Genomic DNA, 15,989 nt, shown 5'->3' on the forward strand with positions numbered 1-15,989 from the left:
GTCAGGGGCGCCAGCGGGTCTGGGCGTAGTCGCCCTTGCGGAAGCCGAGCACCTTGTCCGGGGCGACCTCGAAGACCAGCGCCCGGCCGCCCTCCTCGCTGTGGAAGGCGCCGTCGCGCACCTCGAAGCGCCACTCCTCGCCGTACTTGGCCACGTAGGCGGCGGCGAGCGCGTGGAGCAGGCCGGGGCCGGACACCTGGGCGGCGACGCCCTCGACGACCAGGTCGAGGCCCTCGCGCAGGGTGCTGGCGCCGGTCGTGAGCGCGCACCGCTGGTTGGTCTCCAGGTTGCGGGCCTTCTGCTCGCCGGGGCCGGTGCAGAAGTAGAGCGCGCGCTCGTGCCAGACGGCGATCAGCGGCGTGACGTGCGGGCGGCCGTCCGCCCGCACGGTCGACAGCCAGTACGTCTGCGCGCGGGCCAGCTCGTCGCGGGCCTGCTCCCACGGCGTGGCGGTGGCGCCCGGCGCGCTGAAGCGCTCGTCGAGATGGGTCTCCATGGCGGGGTCCTTCCCGTGTCGGTTCGGGGGATTGGACTCCGGCGGGGTCAGGAACTCGTCGCCGGGCGCGGGAAGAGCCGGACGAACCGCTCGGCGACCTGCTTGTCCCCCTCGACGGCCATCCTGTCGCAGGGCTCGCCCATGAACACGACGGCGCGCAGCGTGCCGGGGTCGGTGTCGAGGACGGCCTGGGCCGGGGCCTGCCCGTCGGCCGCCCGGGTCAGCGTGAGCCGACCGCCGTCCACCGCGGCCAGGAAGCTCTGCTCGCCGAGGCGCAGCTCGACGCTGCCGGTGAAGCCTTCGGCGGCCCGGGGGTCGAAGGTGGACTTCAGGGCGTACATGAGCGCGTCGGGGCTGAGCGGCCGGTCGGAGCGCAGCGGCGTGCGGCTGCCCCAGCGGGCCAGCGCGAGCACGACGGGCTCCAGGTCGCGGCCGAGGCCGGTCAGCTCGTAGACCTGGCTCGCGGCGGGCGGCGGCAGCTTGCGGCGGCGCACCACCTCCGACTCCTCCAGCTCGCGCAGACGCAGGGAGAGCACGTTCTGGCTCGCGCCGGGCAGGCCCGCGCGCAGGTCGGTGAAGCGCTTGGGGCCGAGCAGCAGCTCGCGGACGATCAGCAGCGCCCACCGCTCGCCGACGTGGTCGAGGGCGCGGGCGATGCCACAGGGGTCGTCGTACGTTCTCATCAGGCTCCTTGCCAACTCGCACCAGCTAGTCCTAGTTTAGGACTATGGAGACCGACCTGAACACACTGCCGCAGGGCGACCTCAGGCTGCTGGAGCACGAGGTGGCCCGCAGGCTGCTCGTCTCGACGGAGCTGGCCAGGGTCGCCTACGTCGCCTCCGACGGCACGCCCCGCGTCTACCCGACGATGTTCCACTGGAACGGCGAGGAGCTGGTCATGGCCACGTTCGCCGGCGCGGCCAAGATCACCGCGCTGCGTGCCAGGCCCGACGTCGCCATCACCATCGACGCCAACACCATGCCGCCCGACGTGCTGCTCATCCGGGGCCGGGCCGAGGTGACCGACTGGGAGGGCATCGTCCCGGAGTACGCCCTGGCCCACCACCGCTACGCCGGCCCGGAGCAGGGCGCCAGGAACGTGGCCGAGGCGAACCGGCCCGGCGTGCGCATGGCCCGCATCACGGTCCGGCCCGCCTGGGTCGGGGTGCTGGACTTCCAGAGCCGCCTGCCCGCGCCGATCGCCGGCCGGGAGTGAGCGTGACGACGTTCGCACTGATCCACGGCGGCGGCTGCAGCGCCTGGTACTGGCATCTGCTGGAGGACGAGCTGCGCCGGCGCGGCCACACCACGGTGGCCGTCGACCTGCCCATCGAGGACCCGGACGCCGGGCTCGGCGACTACGCGGACACCGTGGCCGAAGCGGTCCGGCGAGCGGCCCCGAAGGCCGGCGGGGAGGGCACAGGGGAGAGCACCGGGCGGCTGGCCGTGGTGGCGCACTCGTGGAGCGGCTTCGTCGGCCCGCTGGTGTGCGACCGGGCCGGGGCCGACCTGCTGGTGATGCTGGCCGCGATGGTGCCCGTGCCCGGGGAGGCGCCCGGCGACTGGTGGGCCAACACCGGCTTCGGCGACAAGGACATCGACGACGAGGTGGCGCTGTTCATGCACGACGTGCCGCCCGAGCTGGCCGCCGAGGCGTCGCGGCACAACCGGGCGCACGCGGACAAGGCGCTCGTCGAGCCGTGGCCGCTGGAGCGGTGGCCGGACGTGCCGACCCGCTTCCTGCTCTGCCGGGACGACCGCTGGTTCCCGGCGCCGTTCATGCGGGAGATGGCCCGGGCGCGGCTCGGGGTGACGGCCGACGAGATCGACGGCAGCCACAGCGTCATGCTGTCGCGGCCCGCCGCGCTGGCCGACCGGCTCGAAGCCTACGACCGGGAGGCCGCCGAGGACGCGCGGACCGGCAGGTCGTAGACGCGACGGACGCTGCTGCCCAGCCTGCTCACGTCGGCCCCGTACACGTGGATCGACACCCCGACCTCGGCGCTGGTGTTGCGCACCTTGTGGATGTCGCCGGGCGGCGCGAAGCCGCTGACCTCGCCGGGCCGGTTGTCGGCGCGCCCGATCTCCAGCAGGTGGTCGCCCATGTCCCGGTAGAGGGTCTCGTGCTCGACGCCGCTGAGGACGCCGAACGCGCACCACGAGACGTGGTCGTGGATGACGGTGTCCTGGCCGGGCCGCCAGACGACCGCCACGACCGAGAACGCGTCCTGCGCGTGCAGCACGCGGGACACGTACCTGTCGGGTGAGCCGGCGCGCTCCTCCTCGGTGAGGATGTCCAGCGGGGGGAGCCCGTCGCGCAGCAGGTCGGCGACCGCGAACGCGGTCTCGCGGCGGCCGAGGCCGCGGTCGGTGATCGCGCGGATGCCCGGCACCAGCTCGCCGAGCCCGGGACGCAGGGTCGTCTTCATGGCTTGCCTCCTTTCCTCCACGGTCCTACGGCGGCATCGATAGGTCCAACAGAAGTAATGAGGCTCATTCATAGGTACGGTTGATGGATGCTTGATGTCGTGCGGCTTCGCGTCCTGCTGGCGGTCGCCCGGAAGGGATCGCTCACGGCCGCGGCCAAGGAGCTGCACTACGCCCAGCCGTCCGTCAGCCATCACCTGGCCAGGCTGGAGGCGGAGACCGGGGCCAAGCTGATCCAGCGGGCCGGGCGCGGCATCCGGCTGACCGAGGCGGGGCGGCTGCTGGCCGAGCGCGCCGCCGACATCGTGAGCCGGCTCGACGCCGCCGAGGACGACCTGGCCGCGCACGTCGGGCTGCGGTCGGGGCGGGTGCGGCTGGCGGCGTTCCCGTCGGCGCTCGGCACGTTCGTCCCCGTGGCGGCCGGGCTGCTCGGGCGCGAGCACCCGGGGCTGCGGCTGCACCTGACCGAGACCGAGCCGCCCGAGGCGCTCAGGCTGCTGCGGGCCGGGCGGGTCGACGTCGCGGTCATCTTCCGCTACGACGACACCGCGCCGGAGGACAACGGCATCCAGATGGTCCACCTGCTCGACGACCCGAGCTACCTGGTCTCGCCCGGCCCGGACCGGACGCTGGAAGAGCATGCCGGATCGACGTGGATCGCCGGGTGCGACCGGTGCCGCAGCCATCTGCTCGACCTGTGCGACAAGGTGGGATTCGCCCCGGACATCACGTTCACCAGCGACGACATCGTGGCCGTGCAGGCGCTGGTGGCCGCCGGGATGGGCGTCACCGTCCTGCCGGGGCTGGCGCTGCGCGCGCACCGCCACCCGGAGGTGTCGGCGACCCCGATCCCGGGCTCGACCAGGCACGTCTACGCCGCCGTCTACGGCGAGCCGCCGCACCCGCCGGCCACCGAGGCACTGCTGGCGGCACTGCGGTCGGCACTGGGGGCGGCACCACGGTCGGCGCTGGGGTCTGCACTGCGGGAAACCCTTTGACGCGCCCTCCTACGATGGCCGCATGCCGGATCTGACGACACTCGCCCTCTTCTGCGCGGCCACGCTCGCGCTGCTGCTGGTCCCCGGGCCCGCGGTGCTCTTCATCGTCACGCGCAGCGTCGCCCAGGGCAGGTCCGCGGGGCTCGTCTCCGTCCTGGGCGTGCACGCCGGGTCCGTGGTGCACGTCGTCGCCGCCACGCTCGGGGTCAGCGCCCTGCTGGCGGCCTCGGCGACGGCCTTCACCGTCGTCAAGTACGCGGGCGTCGCCTACCTGGTCTGGCTCGGGCTGCGCAAGCTGGTGCGCCGGGGCGGCGGCGAGGAGGCCGTGGCGGTGCCGGAGCAGTCCAGGCGGCGGATGTTCTGGGAGGGGTTCGTGGTCAACGTGCTCAACCCGAAGACGGCCATCTTCTTCCTGGCGTTCCTGCCGCAGTTCACCGACCCGTCCGCCGGGCCGGTCGCGCCGCAGATGCTGGTGCTGGGGCTGATCTGGATGGTGCTCGGCATGGCCAGTGACGGCACGTACGCGCTGCTGTCGTCGGCCCTGGCGGGTTACGTGCGCGGCTCGGCCCGGGCGCGGCGGCGGCTCGACGTGGGCAGCGGGCTGGTCTACCTGGGGCTGGCGGCCTGGCTCACCGGCGAGAAGGCGTAGCGGATGTAGCCGCCGGGTGACATGCCTCTTCCCGAATGATCGCCAGGCGGCGAAGAAGAGCGACAAGCCGGAAATTTCGTGTCTCTAGTGCCATAGTGAGCGGGTGGCGGGGGCTCAGGCGTTTCTGCGCGGCACCCGCCATCGGCGAACCCCATGTCACCCCGCCACCGCCTTCGCAGCGGCCGGAAAGGGTGACACCCTCGTCATGGACGACACTTCGGACGGCATGTAGCGAAGAGGCGGGCCCCATGCACAGGCCACCGCACAGCCTCGGGCTCCAGCGGGTCGTCGAGGTCTACTCCGGTCACGACGACCTCGTCGGCGCGACCGGATCCGGGTACGTGATCGGCCCCGACCTCGTGCTGACCTCGGCGCGCGACCCCGAGTCCCCCTGCCAGGTGCGCTCCTCGCGCTGGCCCTGGTGGGCCGAGGCCGAGCAGGTATGGCGCGGGCGCGGCAGCACCGACGCCGCCCTCCTCCGCGTCCCCGACGCGCCCTGGCGGAACGTGCCAGGCATCGACCACGTCCGCTGGGCCGCCACCCGGCAGGCCGGCCTGCCCTGCGTCGCGTACGGCTACGCCCTCGCCCACAGCCGCGACGACCACCCGCGCGCCCACCCCAACGGCGACCACCCCACCCACCCGAACGGCCACCGCCCCATGATCACGGCAACCGGCCACCTCGACGGCATCCCCGGCTGGGGCCCGCCCACCGCCACCGTGACCGGCTGGACCGTGCCCCCCGCCGTGCCCTCCGCCGTGCCCCCCGCCGAGGCGCCCGGCGGCGCGGACGTGGCGCTGCCGGACTGGCTCGGGCTCTCGGGAGCCGCGCTCGTCGGCGCTCACGGCCGGCAGGTGCTCGGCGTCGTGCGCGCCGGCCGCTCCGGGCACGCCCACCGCCGGCTGGACATCGTGCCCGTCGCCGCGCTGCTCGCCGACGCCGGGTTCCGCGAGCTGGCAGGCGTACGGCCCGAGCAGGTCGAGGAGCTGACCGGCGAGCCCGGCCTCCTCCTGCCCGACCTGCTGCTGTCCGCCCTCGACGAGCTGCCGCCCGGCTCCCCCGACTGGGCGCTGCTCGCCCCGCGCCACGCCGTCGTCCCGTTCCTCGGCCGTACCCACGAGCTGGCCACGCTGCGCAGCTGGGCCGCGAGCCCCGACCGCCTCTCGATCGCGGTCCTGACCGGCGCGGGCGGCACCGGCAAGACCCGCCTGGCCGCCGAGCTCTGCGACGAGCTCGGCTCCATCGGCTGGGACACCGGATTCCTCCGCCTCCCGCCCCTGTCCGGCCCGGCCGTCCCGCTGGACGCCCTGGGCCCGACGCTCCTGGTCGTCGACCTCCCGGAGCCGTCGGCCGCCCTGCCCGGCGAGCTGATCCGGCGGCTGGCCGCCCACCCGCACAACCCTCGCGTACGCGTCCTCCTCGTGGCACGGGCCCACGCCGGGCCCGACTGGTGGCAGCGCTTCGACGCGGCGGCCGGCGGGCTGCTCAAGCACCTCACCCGCACCGCCATCCACCTCGACGCCCGGCCGCTCAGCCCGGTCGAACGCACCGCCCATGCCACCGCCGCCACCCACGCCTTCACCCTGCACTCCGCCCAGGTGAGCTCCCCGCCCGCGCCCCGGCAGGACCAGCCCGCCCCGGGCCGGTTCTTCGTCGTGGGCGACGAGCGGCCCGCCCACCGGCACCCGCAGGCGCGCGAGGACGAGCCGGACCGGCCGCTCCAGGTGCACGTCGCCGCGCTGATGCGCGTACGGGGACTGGCCCCCGAGCCCGGCGGCGACCCCGTCGAGCGGCTCCTCGAACACGAGCAGGCCAGGCACGGCGACCCGGCCTGGCGTCAGGCGGCGGCGGTCGTCACGCTGACCGCACCGGCCCCCGGCGAGCGGCGGGCGCTGCTGTCCGTGGTGCCGGGCGCGGCGGGGTTCGACGACGACGGGCCCGCCTCGGCGGTCGTGGCCGAACGGCTGCTCGGCGGCGTCGACGAGCTCACCGACCTGGTGCTCGCCCTGCACGACCACCCGACGCGCACGGCCGGGCACCTGGCGCGGATGCTCGCGGTGCTGCGGGCGGCGTGCGGCGACGCGCGGGTCCGGGAAGCGCTGCTGGCCCTGCTGACCGGCCGGCTCGACCGGATGGCGGTCGAGGCGGCCACCGGTCCCGGGGAGCAGCTCGGCGACCTGCTGGACGCGGCCGTGCGGGCGTTACGCGACGAGCCCGCGCTGGCCCGGGCGGCGATGGCGGTGCCGCCGGGCCCGCCCGGGCAGCTCGGGCTCCGGGCGCTGGAGGCCACGCTGGCGGAGCTGCGCGCCGAGTCGCTGCGCGCCGGCGGCGACCCCGCCGAGCTGGCCGCCGCCCTGTCGGACCTGTCCGTCCGGCTGGCGGCCCTGGGCAGGCTCCCGGAGGCGACCGCCGCCGCGGCAGAGGCCGTCGAGACCTTCGCCACCACACCCCCGGACACCCACCCGGCCGCCCAGGCCCTCTTCAACCACGCCGCCTGCCTCCTCCTGACCACCCCACCCGGGGAGACGCCGTCACGCGAGCCCGCACCACACGGACGAGCACGAGAGACGGCCACCGGGCACCCACCGGCCGCACCCCGGGAGAGGCCGCCGCACGAGCGAGCGCCCGAGGCAACGGACGCGCCGCCCCCGGAGCCCGCAGCGCGGGAAACGGTGGGCGCCCCTACCCCGGTGGATGTGGCGCGGGAGGCGGCGGGGCGGTTTCGGCGGCTGGCCGAGGTGGAGGCCGGGTATGCCGGGCAGGCCGCCGGGGCGCAGTACAACCTGGCGTGTGCGCTGCTCGGGGCGGGTCGGCTCGGGGAGGCGGTGGCGGCGTTCGCGGCTGCGGGCGGGGACGTGGAGCTGGCCGGGGCCGTCGGGGACGTGCTGCTCGCAGGCACCGGCGCGGGCCGGGCCGGGGACATGACGGGCGGGCCGATGCCGATGGGGCCCGGGATGGCGCTGGACGAGGGCAGGCTGAGGGAGCTCGGGACGGCGCTGGCGGCCGCCGCCACGCGGGCCCTGCCGGAGGCGGCGGACGAGGGTGTGTGGCGGGCGTTGCGGCGGGTGGCCGGGCGGCTGGGGAAGGCGGACGGGGCGCTGGTCCCGGCGGCCGAGGCGGTGGCGAGGCTGCGCGGGGCGGCCGCGCGGGAGCCGGGCCTGGGTGCGGAGCTGGCGTCGGCGGCCGGGGAGCTGGCCGGGCTGTACGCGGACCGGGGCCGCTACGGCGAGGCGGCCGTGAGCGCGGCCGAGGCCGTGGCGTGCCTGCGGGCGCTGGTGGTGACGGAGCCGGACGGGCATCGGCCCGAGCTCGTACGGCGGCTGCTCGACCTGGGCGAGTGCCTGCTGGGTGACGGGCGCGCGGAGGAGGCGCTGGAGCCGTTGCGCGAGGCGGCGACCGGCGGCGGCCTGTCGGCGAGGGGGGCGCGGCTGCTCGGCATGTGCCTGCTGGAGCTGGGCCGCAACGTCGACGGCACGGCGTACCTGGAGCGGGCCGCGGAGCTGTACCGGGAGCGGGGCGAGCGGCGGGTGGACGTGCTCGCCGCCGTGGAGCGGGGCCGGGAGGCGGAGGCGGCGCCGCCTCCGCCGGCGCTGATCAACCTGGTGTCGAGCGTGCGCCCCGAGGAGGACGTGACCAAGGCCGAACGGGAGCTGGCCGACCACCGGCGCGGCGACGGCGACGTGCGCGAGCATGTCGCGGTGCAGGCCAGGCTCGCCTGGACGTGGGCGGCGACGGGCCGCCCGGCGGACGGCGTGGTGCTGGCGGAGCAGGCCGCCGAGCTGCTCGACCGGTACGTCCCTGCGGAGGCGCGTACGGGACTGGCCGGGGGCGTGGCGGCGGCGCTGGGCCGGTCGCTGGTGGCGCTGGGCCGGGACGAGGAGGCGGTGCCGCACCTGACGGCGGCGGTGGCGGCGTGCGGGCCGGAGGTGCGGCTGGAGCTGGTGGAGCGCCTGGTGCTGGCGGCCACGGCGCTGTCCAGGACGCGCCGCGACGCGGAGGCGGAGGCTGCCGCGGACCGACTGGTCGAGCTGCTGCGCGCCCAGGTGGAGCAGCCGTCGCGGGAGTCGAGGCAGTGGGGGGTGCCCGCCGGGGTGGGGGTGGCGGCGCTGGCCGGGGCGTTGCGGTTGCGCGGCGGGATCCGGCTGGCCAGGGGCGATCTGGAGGGGGCGCTGGAGGCGGCCGGTGCGGCGCTGGCGGTGCTGCCGCCGGTGGGCCGTGAGGTGCTGGCCGGTACGTGTCTGCAGCTCAGCGGCCTGTGCCGGAGCCTGCTCGGCGACGGTGAGCGGGCGGCGGTGGAGCTGGTGCGCGGGACGACCCTGCTGTCGGGGCTGTTCGACGAGCAGGTCCCGGTGGCTCCCGAGGTCGCGGCGACGCACCGGCTGGCGTTGCTGCGGCTGGGCGGGCGGTACGTGGACCAGGGCGAGCCGGCCGAGGCGGCGGCGTTCTACGGGCGGGCGCTGGAGGGTCCGGCGGGCGGCCTGGAGGTGCTGGGCGAGCTGGCCGGTTATCTCGGGGTGGCGTTCGAGGCCGCCTCGCGCGGCGGCCCCGGGGAGCGGGCGCGGCTGGCGGAGGCGATGGCCGAGCTGCTGCCGCCGTTGACGGACCACGCCGCCGCGCTGGAGCGTGACGTCCCGGTGCGGGCGGGCGCGGAGGCGTACGAGCTGCTGGGGCGCTGCCTGGAGACGTACGCGGCGGTAACGGAGGTCGTCGGCGATCCGGAGACGGCGGCGGACGGGGCGGAGCTGGCGGTGCGGGTGCTGGAGTGCCTGGCCGCGTGCGATCCGGCCCGTTACGGGGCGGAGCTGGGCGCGGCGCTGGGGCGGCTGGGCGGGCTGCTGCACGAGCTGGGCCGGCCGGATCTGACGGTGCTGGCGCGGGCGGCGGACGTGCCGGGCGGCGGCCGGGCGGCGGCGCTGTACGGGATCGCGCTGCTGGAGGCGGGCCGGACGGCGGAGGCGGTGGCGCTGCTGGAGCGGGCGGCCGACCTGTGCGACGAGCCTGACGACCCGGCGACGTCGGCGCTGACGTACGCGTATCTGGCGGCGGGGCTGGTGGCGCTCGACCGGCCGGGGGCGGCGCTGGACGCGGCGGGCTGGTCGCTGGCGGAGCAGGAGCGGGTGCCCCCGGAGCAGGCGGACCGCGTGGCACCGCTGCGTGCCATGGCCGCCGGGGTGCGCGAGACGGTGCTGCGCGCTACCGATGCCCAGTGATCACCCTCCGGTGAGCACCTGCTTGGCCCACCGGTAGTCGGCCTTGCCGGCCGGGGAGCGGATCATCTCGGCGACGAACGCCCACGCGCGCGGCACCTTGTAGCCGGCCAGCAGCCGCCGGCAGTGGGCGTCGAGCTCGGCCTCGGTGACGTGCAGGCCGGGCCGGGGCTCGATCACGGCGGCGACCCTGCTGCCCCACCGCTCGTCGGGCACGCCGGTGACGACGGCGTCGAAGACGGCGGGATGCCCCTTGAGCACGGCCTCCACCTCCTCGGGGAAGACCTTCTCGCCCCCGGTGTTGACGCACTGCGACCCGCGGCCGAACACGTTGACGGTGCCGTCCGGCTCGACGCTGGCCAGGTCGCCGGTCAGCAGCCAGCGGGTGCCCGCGGAGTCGGTGACGAAGGTGCGGGCGGTCTTGCCGGGGTCGTTGTAGTAGCCGAACGCGATCCGCCCGGCCTTGGCCACGGTGCCGAGCTCGCCGGAGCCGGGCGTGACGGGGCGCAGCTTGTCGTCGAGCACCGCCAGCCCGGCGGTGGCGTTCGGCCGGTAGCGCAGCCCGGTCTCGGGCGAGGAGCCGGCGATGCCGGAGGCGGTGTAGCCGGACTCGGTGGAGCCGAAGTTGTCGAGGATGATCACGTTGGGCAGCAGTTCCTGGAGCCGGTCGCGCACCGCCCCGCTGAGGATGGCGCCGGTGGAGCTGACGACGCACAGCGAGGACACGTCGTACGAGCCGGCCTCCAGGGCTTCGGCGAGCGGCCTGGCCATGGCGTCGCCGGTGATGTTGAGGGTGAAGACGCGCTCGCGTTCGACGGTCCGCCACACCTCGGCGGCGTGGAACTTGCGCACGTACACCATGGTGGAGCCCATCCACCAGGTGATGAACGTGGCCATCTGGGCGGCGCCGTGCATGAGGGGCGGCGCCGCCATCATGATCATCGGGGCGGTCCTGGTGGCCTCCTCCACCACCTCGCGGGGCGTGGCCCGCGGCTCGCCGTACGGGTTGCCGCCGCCGAAGGCCATGAACAGGTCCTCGACGTGCCACATGGCGCCCTTGGGCAGGCCGGTGGTGCCGCCGGTGTAGATGATGTACACGTCCTGCCCGGAGCGCGGCCCGAACCCGCGCTCGGGCCGCCCGGCGCGTAACGCCTCCTCGTACGGGACCGCGTACGGGACGGCCGACGACCCGCCGACGGCGATCAGGTGCTCCAGCCGGGGCGCGTCGCCGGCGACGGCGGCCACCCGGGCGTCGAACTCCACGTCGTAGAGCAGCGCCCGGATGTCGGAGTCGCGGTAGAGGTAGAGCAGCTCGGCCTCGACGTAGCGGTAGTTGACGTTGACGGGCACCGCCCGGATCTTGAGGGCGGCCAGCAGCCCGGCGACGTACTCGACGCCGTTGCACAGGTGGATGCCGACGTGCTCGCCGGGCCGGACGCCGAGGTCCTTCAGGTGGTGGGCGAGCCGGTTGGCCTCGGCGTCGAGTTCGGCGTAGGTGCGGCGTTCGGCGCCGCAGACCACGGCGACCCGGTCCCCGATCGCGTCCGCGAGCCCTTCGTACAGGTCAGCGTGGTTGAACTCCATCAGGGCTTCTCCCGTCCGACGATCCACATCGCGAAGAACTGGGCTCCTCCGCCGTAGGCGTGCCCGAGCGCCAGCCGGGCGCCGTCCACCTGGTGCTCCCCCGCCGCGCCGCGCACCTGGAGCGCCGCCTCGGCGAACCTGATCAGCCCGGACGCGCCGATCGGGTTGCTGGACAGGACGCCGCCCGAGGGGTTCCACGGGGTGTCGCCGTCGAGCGCGGTGGCGCCCGACTCGGTCAGCTTCCAGCCCTCGCCCTCGGCGGCGAATCCCAGGTTCTCCAGCCACATCGGCTCGTACCAGGAGAAGGGCACGTACACCTCGGCGACGTCGATCTGCCGCCGGGGGTCGGTGACGCCGGCCTGCCGGTAGACGTCGGCGGCGCAGTCCTTGCCCGCCTGCGGGCTGACGGTGTCGCGCCCGGCACGGAAGATCGGCTCGGAGCGCATGGCGCCGCCGTGCACCCAGGCGGGGGTGCCGGTGGCGGCGCGTTCGGACGACAGCACGAGCGCGCAGGCGCCGTCGCTGGACGGGCAGGTCTCCAGGTAGCGGATCGGCTCCCACAGCATGGGGGTGGACTCGACCATCGCCCGGTCGATGCCGGGGATCTTCAGGTGCGCGTACGGGTTGCGCAGCGCGTTGAGCCGGTCCTTGACGGCCACGAGCGTGCCGATGTGGCCGGGGGCTCCGGTGCGGCGCATGTACTCGCGGATGTGCGGGGCGAAGTAGCCGCCCGCGCCGACGACGAGGGAGGAGCTGAACGGCAGGTGCGTGGACAGCGCCCAGGTGGCGTTGGACTCGGACTGCTTCTCGTAGGCGACGACGAGCACCCGCTCGTGCACGCCGCCCTGGACGAGCCCGGCGCCGACGAGGGCGGTGGAGCCGCCGACGCTGCCGGCGGTGTGCACGCGCATCATCGGCTTGCCGGCGGCGCCGAGCGCGTCGGCCAGGTACGCCTCGGGCATCATGACGCCCTCGAACAGGTCGGGGGCCTTGCCGATGACGACCGCGTCGATGTCCTTGAACGTCAGCCCGGCGTCCTCCAGCGCGCGCAGCGCGGCCTCGCGCACCAGCCCGGCCATGGACACGTCCCGGCGCTTGGTCGTGTAGTGCGTCTGCCCGACGCCGATCACCGCGCAGCGCTGCGCCATCATGCCTCCAGGACGGTGACGAGGTTGTGCTGCAGGCAGGGCCCGCCGGCGGCGTGGCCGACGACGCGCCGGGCGGTGCCGTCGTGGACGCGGCGGGCGGCCTCGCCGATGCGGATCAGGCCGGTGGCCATGACGGGGTTGGCGGCGAGCGGGCCGCCCGACGGGTTGATCACCGTGTCGTCCGGCAGTTCCAGGGCGCGGCGCAGGATGGGCTCCTCGTGCGCGAACTGCGCGTGCAGTTCGGCCACCTCGACGGGCCCCTTGCCGACCCCGGCGGCCCGCGCGGCGTCGGCGGCGGACGCGGACCTGGACAGGTCGCGCAGGCCGAGGTAGTGCGGCTCGATGCGGTGCGCGATGCCGGTCACGTACGCGGGCCGCTCGCACAGCTCGGCGGCCAGGTCGCCGGCGGCGAGCACGACCGCGGCCGCGCCGTCGGTCACGGGAGCCACGTCGCAGGCCAGCACCGGCCCCGCGACGGGGTCGGCGGCCAGTTCGTCGGGCAGGTCGAGCGCGTACGGGTTGCGCCGCCCGTCGGCCCGGCTGCGCCGGACGATCGCGTCCAGCTCCGCGCGCGGCACGCCCGCCGCCGACGCCTGCAGCGCCGCGTAGGACACCTGGTCGAGCCCGAGCGGCGCCAGGTAGTACGGGTCGAGCTGCAGGGTCATGAGCGTGCGCGGATCGCCGGGCGTGGACTTGCCGAAGCCGTACACCAGCGCGCTGTCCACGTCCCCGTGCTGGAGCCGCACCCACGCCTCGTACAGCGCCCAGGCGCCGTCCATCTCGACGTGGCTCTCGGAGATGGGCGGCCAGGCGCCGAGCGCGTCGAGGGCCGAGACGAACGAGAACGGCGCGCCCGCCAGGTAGTCGCAGCTCCCGGAGCAGGTGAAGCCGAACCGGCTGAGCCCGGTGGCCGCCTTGACCGCGTCGATCACGGGCAGGATCAGCTCCGGCTCGGCCAGCCCGGTGTCGTGGTCGGTGTGCTCGCTCTGGGCGAAGGCGACGATCGCCACCCTTCTCATGACAGCTCCACATCCGGCTCGCCGGTGGGGGCGAACCACCGCACACTGGCCATCGACGGCTTCCGCTCGTCCTCGGGGACCCATACGGCGCGCACCCGCATGCCGTGGCGCACCTCGTGCGCGGGCACCCCGCCGACGAGCGCGATCATCGGCACGTCCGCGCCGTCGAGCAGGATGTACGCGGACACGAACGGCACCTCGGGGGCGCGCGGGTCGGGCAGGTTGTTGATCGCGAAGGTGGTGACGGTGCCGGTGCCGGGCAGCTCGGTCCGCTCGGCGATCCGCAGGCCGCACTCCGGGCACGACAGCCGGTACGGGACGTACACCTTGCCGCAGCCGCCGCATCGCCCGCCGACGAACACGCCGCGCCCGATGCCCTCCAGGAACACGCCGAGCGCCCCGCCCGCCCTGAGCGTGTACGCGCTCCGCACCGGTGAGACGATCTTCGTCACCTCCGGCGCGAAGCAGGAGATGTCGGTGATGTGACCGGTGCGTTCGCCGCGCCACACCGGCCACACCCGGGTCCCGGCGGCGACGGCCTTGGGGTTGCCCGCGTCCACGGCGTGCACGAGCGCCGTGTCGGCCCCGTCCAGCTTGATCAGCGCCCAGGCGAACGGCCGGTCCAGCGGGTGGCCGTCCAGCGGCTCGGGCACCCAGGCGCAGGCCGTGACGGTCCCGGCGGGCCCGACCTCGACGTACTCGCCGGTGACCGGTTCGCCGGTCGCGGGGTCGTACTCCAGCGGCGGCACCAGCACCCGGCCCTCGGCGGTGCGCACGCCGACGAGCCGCCCGGCGCGCAGCTCGGTCAGGAACCGGCCGATCACCGGCCCGGTGGTGCGCGTGTAGCCGCCGGGGAACTCCAGCACGTGCTCGGCCGTCAGCGGCTCGTCAGATGGCACGCTCGTGTCCCTCCCAGTAGGGCGCCCGGAGCTTGCGTTTGAGCAGCTTGCCGTTGGGCTCGCGGGGCATCTCGGCGATGAAGTCGACGGTCCTGGGCCACTTCATCCGCGACAGCCGGCCCTCCAGCGAGGCCAGGATCTCCCGGGCCAGCTCGGGCCCGGGTTCGGCGCCGGGGGCGGGCTCGACGACGGCCTTGATCTGCTCGCCCCATTCCTCGTCCGGGATGCCGAAGACGGCCACGTCGGCGACCTTGGGGTGGACGACGATCTCGTTCTCGATCTCGGCGGGGTAGATGTTGGTCCCGCCCGAAATGATCATGTCGGCCTTGCGGTCGCACAGGAACAGGAAGCCGTCCTCGTCCAGGTAGCCGATGTCGCCGACGGTGAAGTAGTCCTTGAGCCGGTTCGCCTCGGTCTTGGCCGGGTCGCCCTTGTACTCGAAGGAGGCGCCCATCATCTTCATGTAGATGGTCCCGGGGGTGCCGGTGGGCACCGGGTCGCCCGCGTCGTCGACGACGAGCAGCTCGCTGATCGGCCAGGCCCGCCCGACGGTGCCGGGGTGCGCCTTCCAGTCGGCGGGGGTGGCCAGGGTGCCGCCGCCCTCGGTGGCCGCGTAGTACTCGTAGACGCAGTCGCCCCACCAGTCCAGCATCGCCCGCTTGACCGGCACCGGGCAGGGCGCGGCGGCGTGGATCATCCACCTCAGCGACGACAGGTCGTAGCGGTCCCGGGTCTCCGCGGGCAGCGACAGCAGGCGTTTGAAGTGCGTGGGGACCATGTGCGAGTTCGTCACCCGGTGGCGCTCGCAGAGCCTCAGCATCTCCTCGGCGTCCCACCGGTCCATGTACACGAGGGTGTGGCCCATGTGCAGGGCGGTGCCGCCGAACTGGGTGACGGCCGTGTGATAGCCGGGCGAGGTGACCAGGTGGGCGTTGGGGCGGCCGGGCGTGATGCCGAACAGGCCGGGCAGGAACGTCATCAGCTCGGCCGCGTCGTCGGGGTCGAGGCCGCTGAGCGGGCGGCGCACGCCCTTGGGCCGGCCGGTGGTGCCGGAGGTGTAGTGCATGGTGGCGCCGGCCGTCCGGTCGCCGGGCAGGGTGTCCGGCCTGCCGTCGGTCAGGTCGCTCAGCGGGCGGAAGCCGGGGAGCTCCGGGACGCCGAAGCACCTGCCGGGGTCGACGGCCTCGGCGGCGCGGGCGGCCTCGGCCGCGTAGCGCGGGTGCGCGAAGAACGCGCGGGCCTCGCTGTCGGCCAGGATGTAGGCGATCTCCGGGCCGGTCAGGTGCCAGTTGATCGGCGTGTAGTACCAGCCCGCCTGTAACGCGGCCAGGTAGAGCACCAGGCCGTCGGCCCCGTTGGGCACCAGCCCGCAGAAGCCGTCGCCGGGTCGCAGCCCGAGCTCGCGCAGGCCGTGCACCAGCCGGTTCGCCCTGGCCAGCAGGTCACCGGCGCGATGTTCCGTGCCGTCGGGGTCCACGGCGGCGACCCAGCCGGGGTCCGCCTGCGCCAGTCTCCAGAAACCGAGCGTGCCCATCGGAACTCCTCACCCGGGCGCAGACAAA

At 75.0% G+C, this 15,989-nt stretch carries 13 protein-coding genes; 5 read left to right on the forward strand and 8 right to left on the reverse strand.

Translation table 11 applies throughout. The features are described from left to right. Nucleotide 1 precedes the first annotated feature (1 nt). Together KME80_RS35385 and KME80_RS35390 are read right to left on the reverse strand one after the other, a co-directional pair. Complete coding sequence (locus KME80_RS35385) at nucleotides 2-496, reverse strand: pyridoxamine 5'-phosphate oxidase family protein (protein ID WP_219511260.1); 495 nt, start codon at nucleotides 494-496, stop codon at nucleotides 2-4. Nucleotides 497-543: 47 nt separating this feature from the next. Then, nucleotides 544-1,179: a winged helix-turn-helix transcriptional regulator gene (locus tag KME80_RS35390; RefSeq protein ID WP_219511262.1), complete on the reverse strand. Its 636-nt coding sequence runs from the start codon at nucleotides 1,177-1,179 to the stop codon at nucleotides 544-546. 44 nt (nucleotides 1,180-1,223) lie between these two features. Between KME80_RS35390 and KME80_RS35395 the strand changes: the two genes are divergently transcribed. Continuing rightward, a complete protein-coding gene (locus tag KME80_RS35395; RefSeq protein WP_219511265.1) occupies nucleotides 1,224-1,712 on the forward strand; it encodes a pyridoxamine 5'-phosphate oxidase family protein in 489 nt (162 codons plus the stop codon). Nucleotides 1,713-1,714: 2 nt separating this feature from the next. Further along, entirely contained in the window at nucleotides 1,715-2,428 is a 714-nt protein-coding gene (locus KME80_RS35400; RefSeq protein WP_219511266.1) for an alpha/beta fold hydrolase, read from the forward strand. Here the strand turns inward: KME80_RS35400 and KME80_RS35405 are convergent. Further along, complete coding sequence (locus KME80_RS35405; RefSeq protein ID WP_219511268.1) at nucleotides 2,383-2,925, reverse strand: cysteine dioxygenase family protein; 543 nt, start codon at nucleotides 2,923-2,925, stop codon at nucleotides 2,383-2,385. The genes KME80_RS35400 and KME80_RS35405 overlap by 46 nt on opposite strands. A gap of 87 nt (nucleotides 2,926-3,012) precedes the next feature. On the opposite strand from KME80_RS35405, the gene KME80_RS35410 reads away from it, so the two are divergent. From KME80_RS35410 to KME80_RS35420, 3 genes are all read left to right on the forward strand, one after another. Then, on the forward strand, nucleotides 3,013-3,921 hold the full coding sequence (locus tag KME80_RS35410) for a LysR family transcriptional regulator (protein ID WP_219511270.1): 909 nt from the start codon (nucleotides 3,013-3,015) through the stop codon (nucleotides 3,919-3,921). 22 nt (nucleotides 3,922-3,943) lie between these two features. Further along, the gene (locus KME80_RS35415; RefSeq protein WP_219511272.1) at nucleotides 3,944-4,570 is read left to right on the forward strand and encodes a LysE family translocator; all 627 of its coding nucleotides are present in this window, start codon (nucleotides 3,944-3,946) and stop codon (nucleotides 4,568-4,570) included. Nucleotides 4,571-4,818: 248 nt separating this feature from the next. Continuing rightward, a complete protein-coding gene (locus KME80_RS35420; protein WP_219511274.1) occupies nucleotides 4,819-9,780 on the forward strand; it encodes a hypothetical protein in 4,962 nt (1,653 codons plus the stop codon). Here KME80_RS35420 and KME80_RS35425 read toward each other — a convergent pair whose 3' ends face one another. From KME80_RS35425 to KME80_RS35445, 5 genes are read right to left on the reverse strand one after another with little or no spacing between them, the layout of a single operon-like run. After that, on the reverse strand, nucleotides 9,781-11,361 hold the full coding sequence (locus KME80_RS35425) for an acyl-CoA synthetase (RefSeq protein WP_219511276.1): 1,581 nt from the start codon (nucleotides 11,359-11,361) through the stop codon (nucleotides 9,781-9,783). It abuts the gene before it with no gap. Beyond that, the gene (locus KME80_RS35430; protein WP_219511304.1) at nucleotides 11,361-12,509 is read right to left on the reverse strand and encodes a thiolase family protein; all 1,149 of its coding nucleotides are present in this window, start codon (nucleotides 12,507-12,509) and stop codon (nucleotides 11,361-11,363) included. The genes KME80_RS35425 and KME80_RS35430 overlap by 1 nt, the downstream gene beginning before the upstream one ends. Next, complete coding sequence (locus KME80_RS35435) at nucleotides 12,509-13,528, reverse strand: thiolase family protein (RefSeq protein ID WP_219511277.1); 1,020 nt, start codon at nucleotides 13,526-13,528, stop codon at nucleotides 12,509-12,511. The genes KME80_RS35430 and KME80_RS35435 overlap by 1 nt, the downstream gene beginning before the upstream one ends. Next, a complete protein-coding gene (locus KME80_RS35440) occupies nucleotides 13,525-14,427 on the reverse strand; it encodes a Zn-ribbon domain-containing OB-fold protein (protein WP_308126056.1) in 903 nt (300 codons plus the stop codon). The genes KME80_RS35435 and KME80_RS35440 overlap by 4 nt, the downstream gene beginning before the upstream one ends. Further along, entirely contained in the window at nucleotides 14,417-15,961 is a 1,545-nt protein-coding gene (locus tag KME80_RS35445; RefSeq protein WP_219511279.1) for an acyl-CoA synthetase, read from the reverse strand. Before KME80_RS35445 ends, KME80_RS35440 begins: the two co-directional genes overlap by 11 nt. Nucleotides 15,962-15,989 lie beyond the last annotated feature (28 nt).

It is taken from the genome of Nonomuraea ceibae (genome assembly GCF_019396325.1).
Lineage (GTDB): Bacteria > Actinomycetota > Actinomycetes > Streptosporangiales > Streptosporangiaceae > Nonomuraea > Nonomuraea ceibae.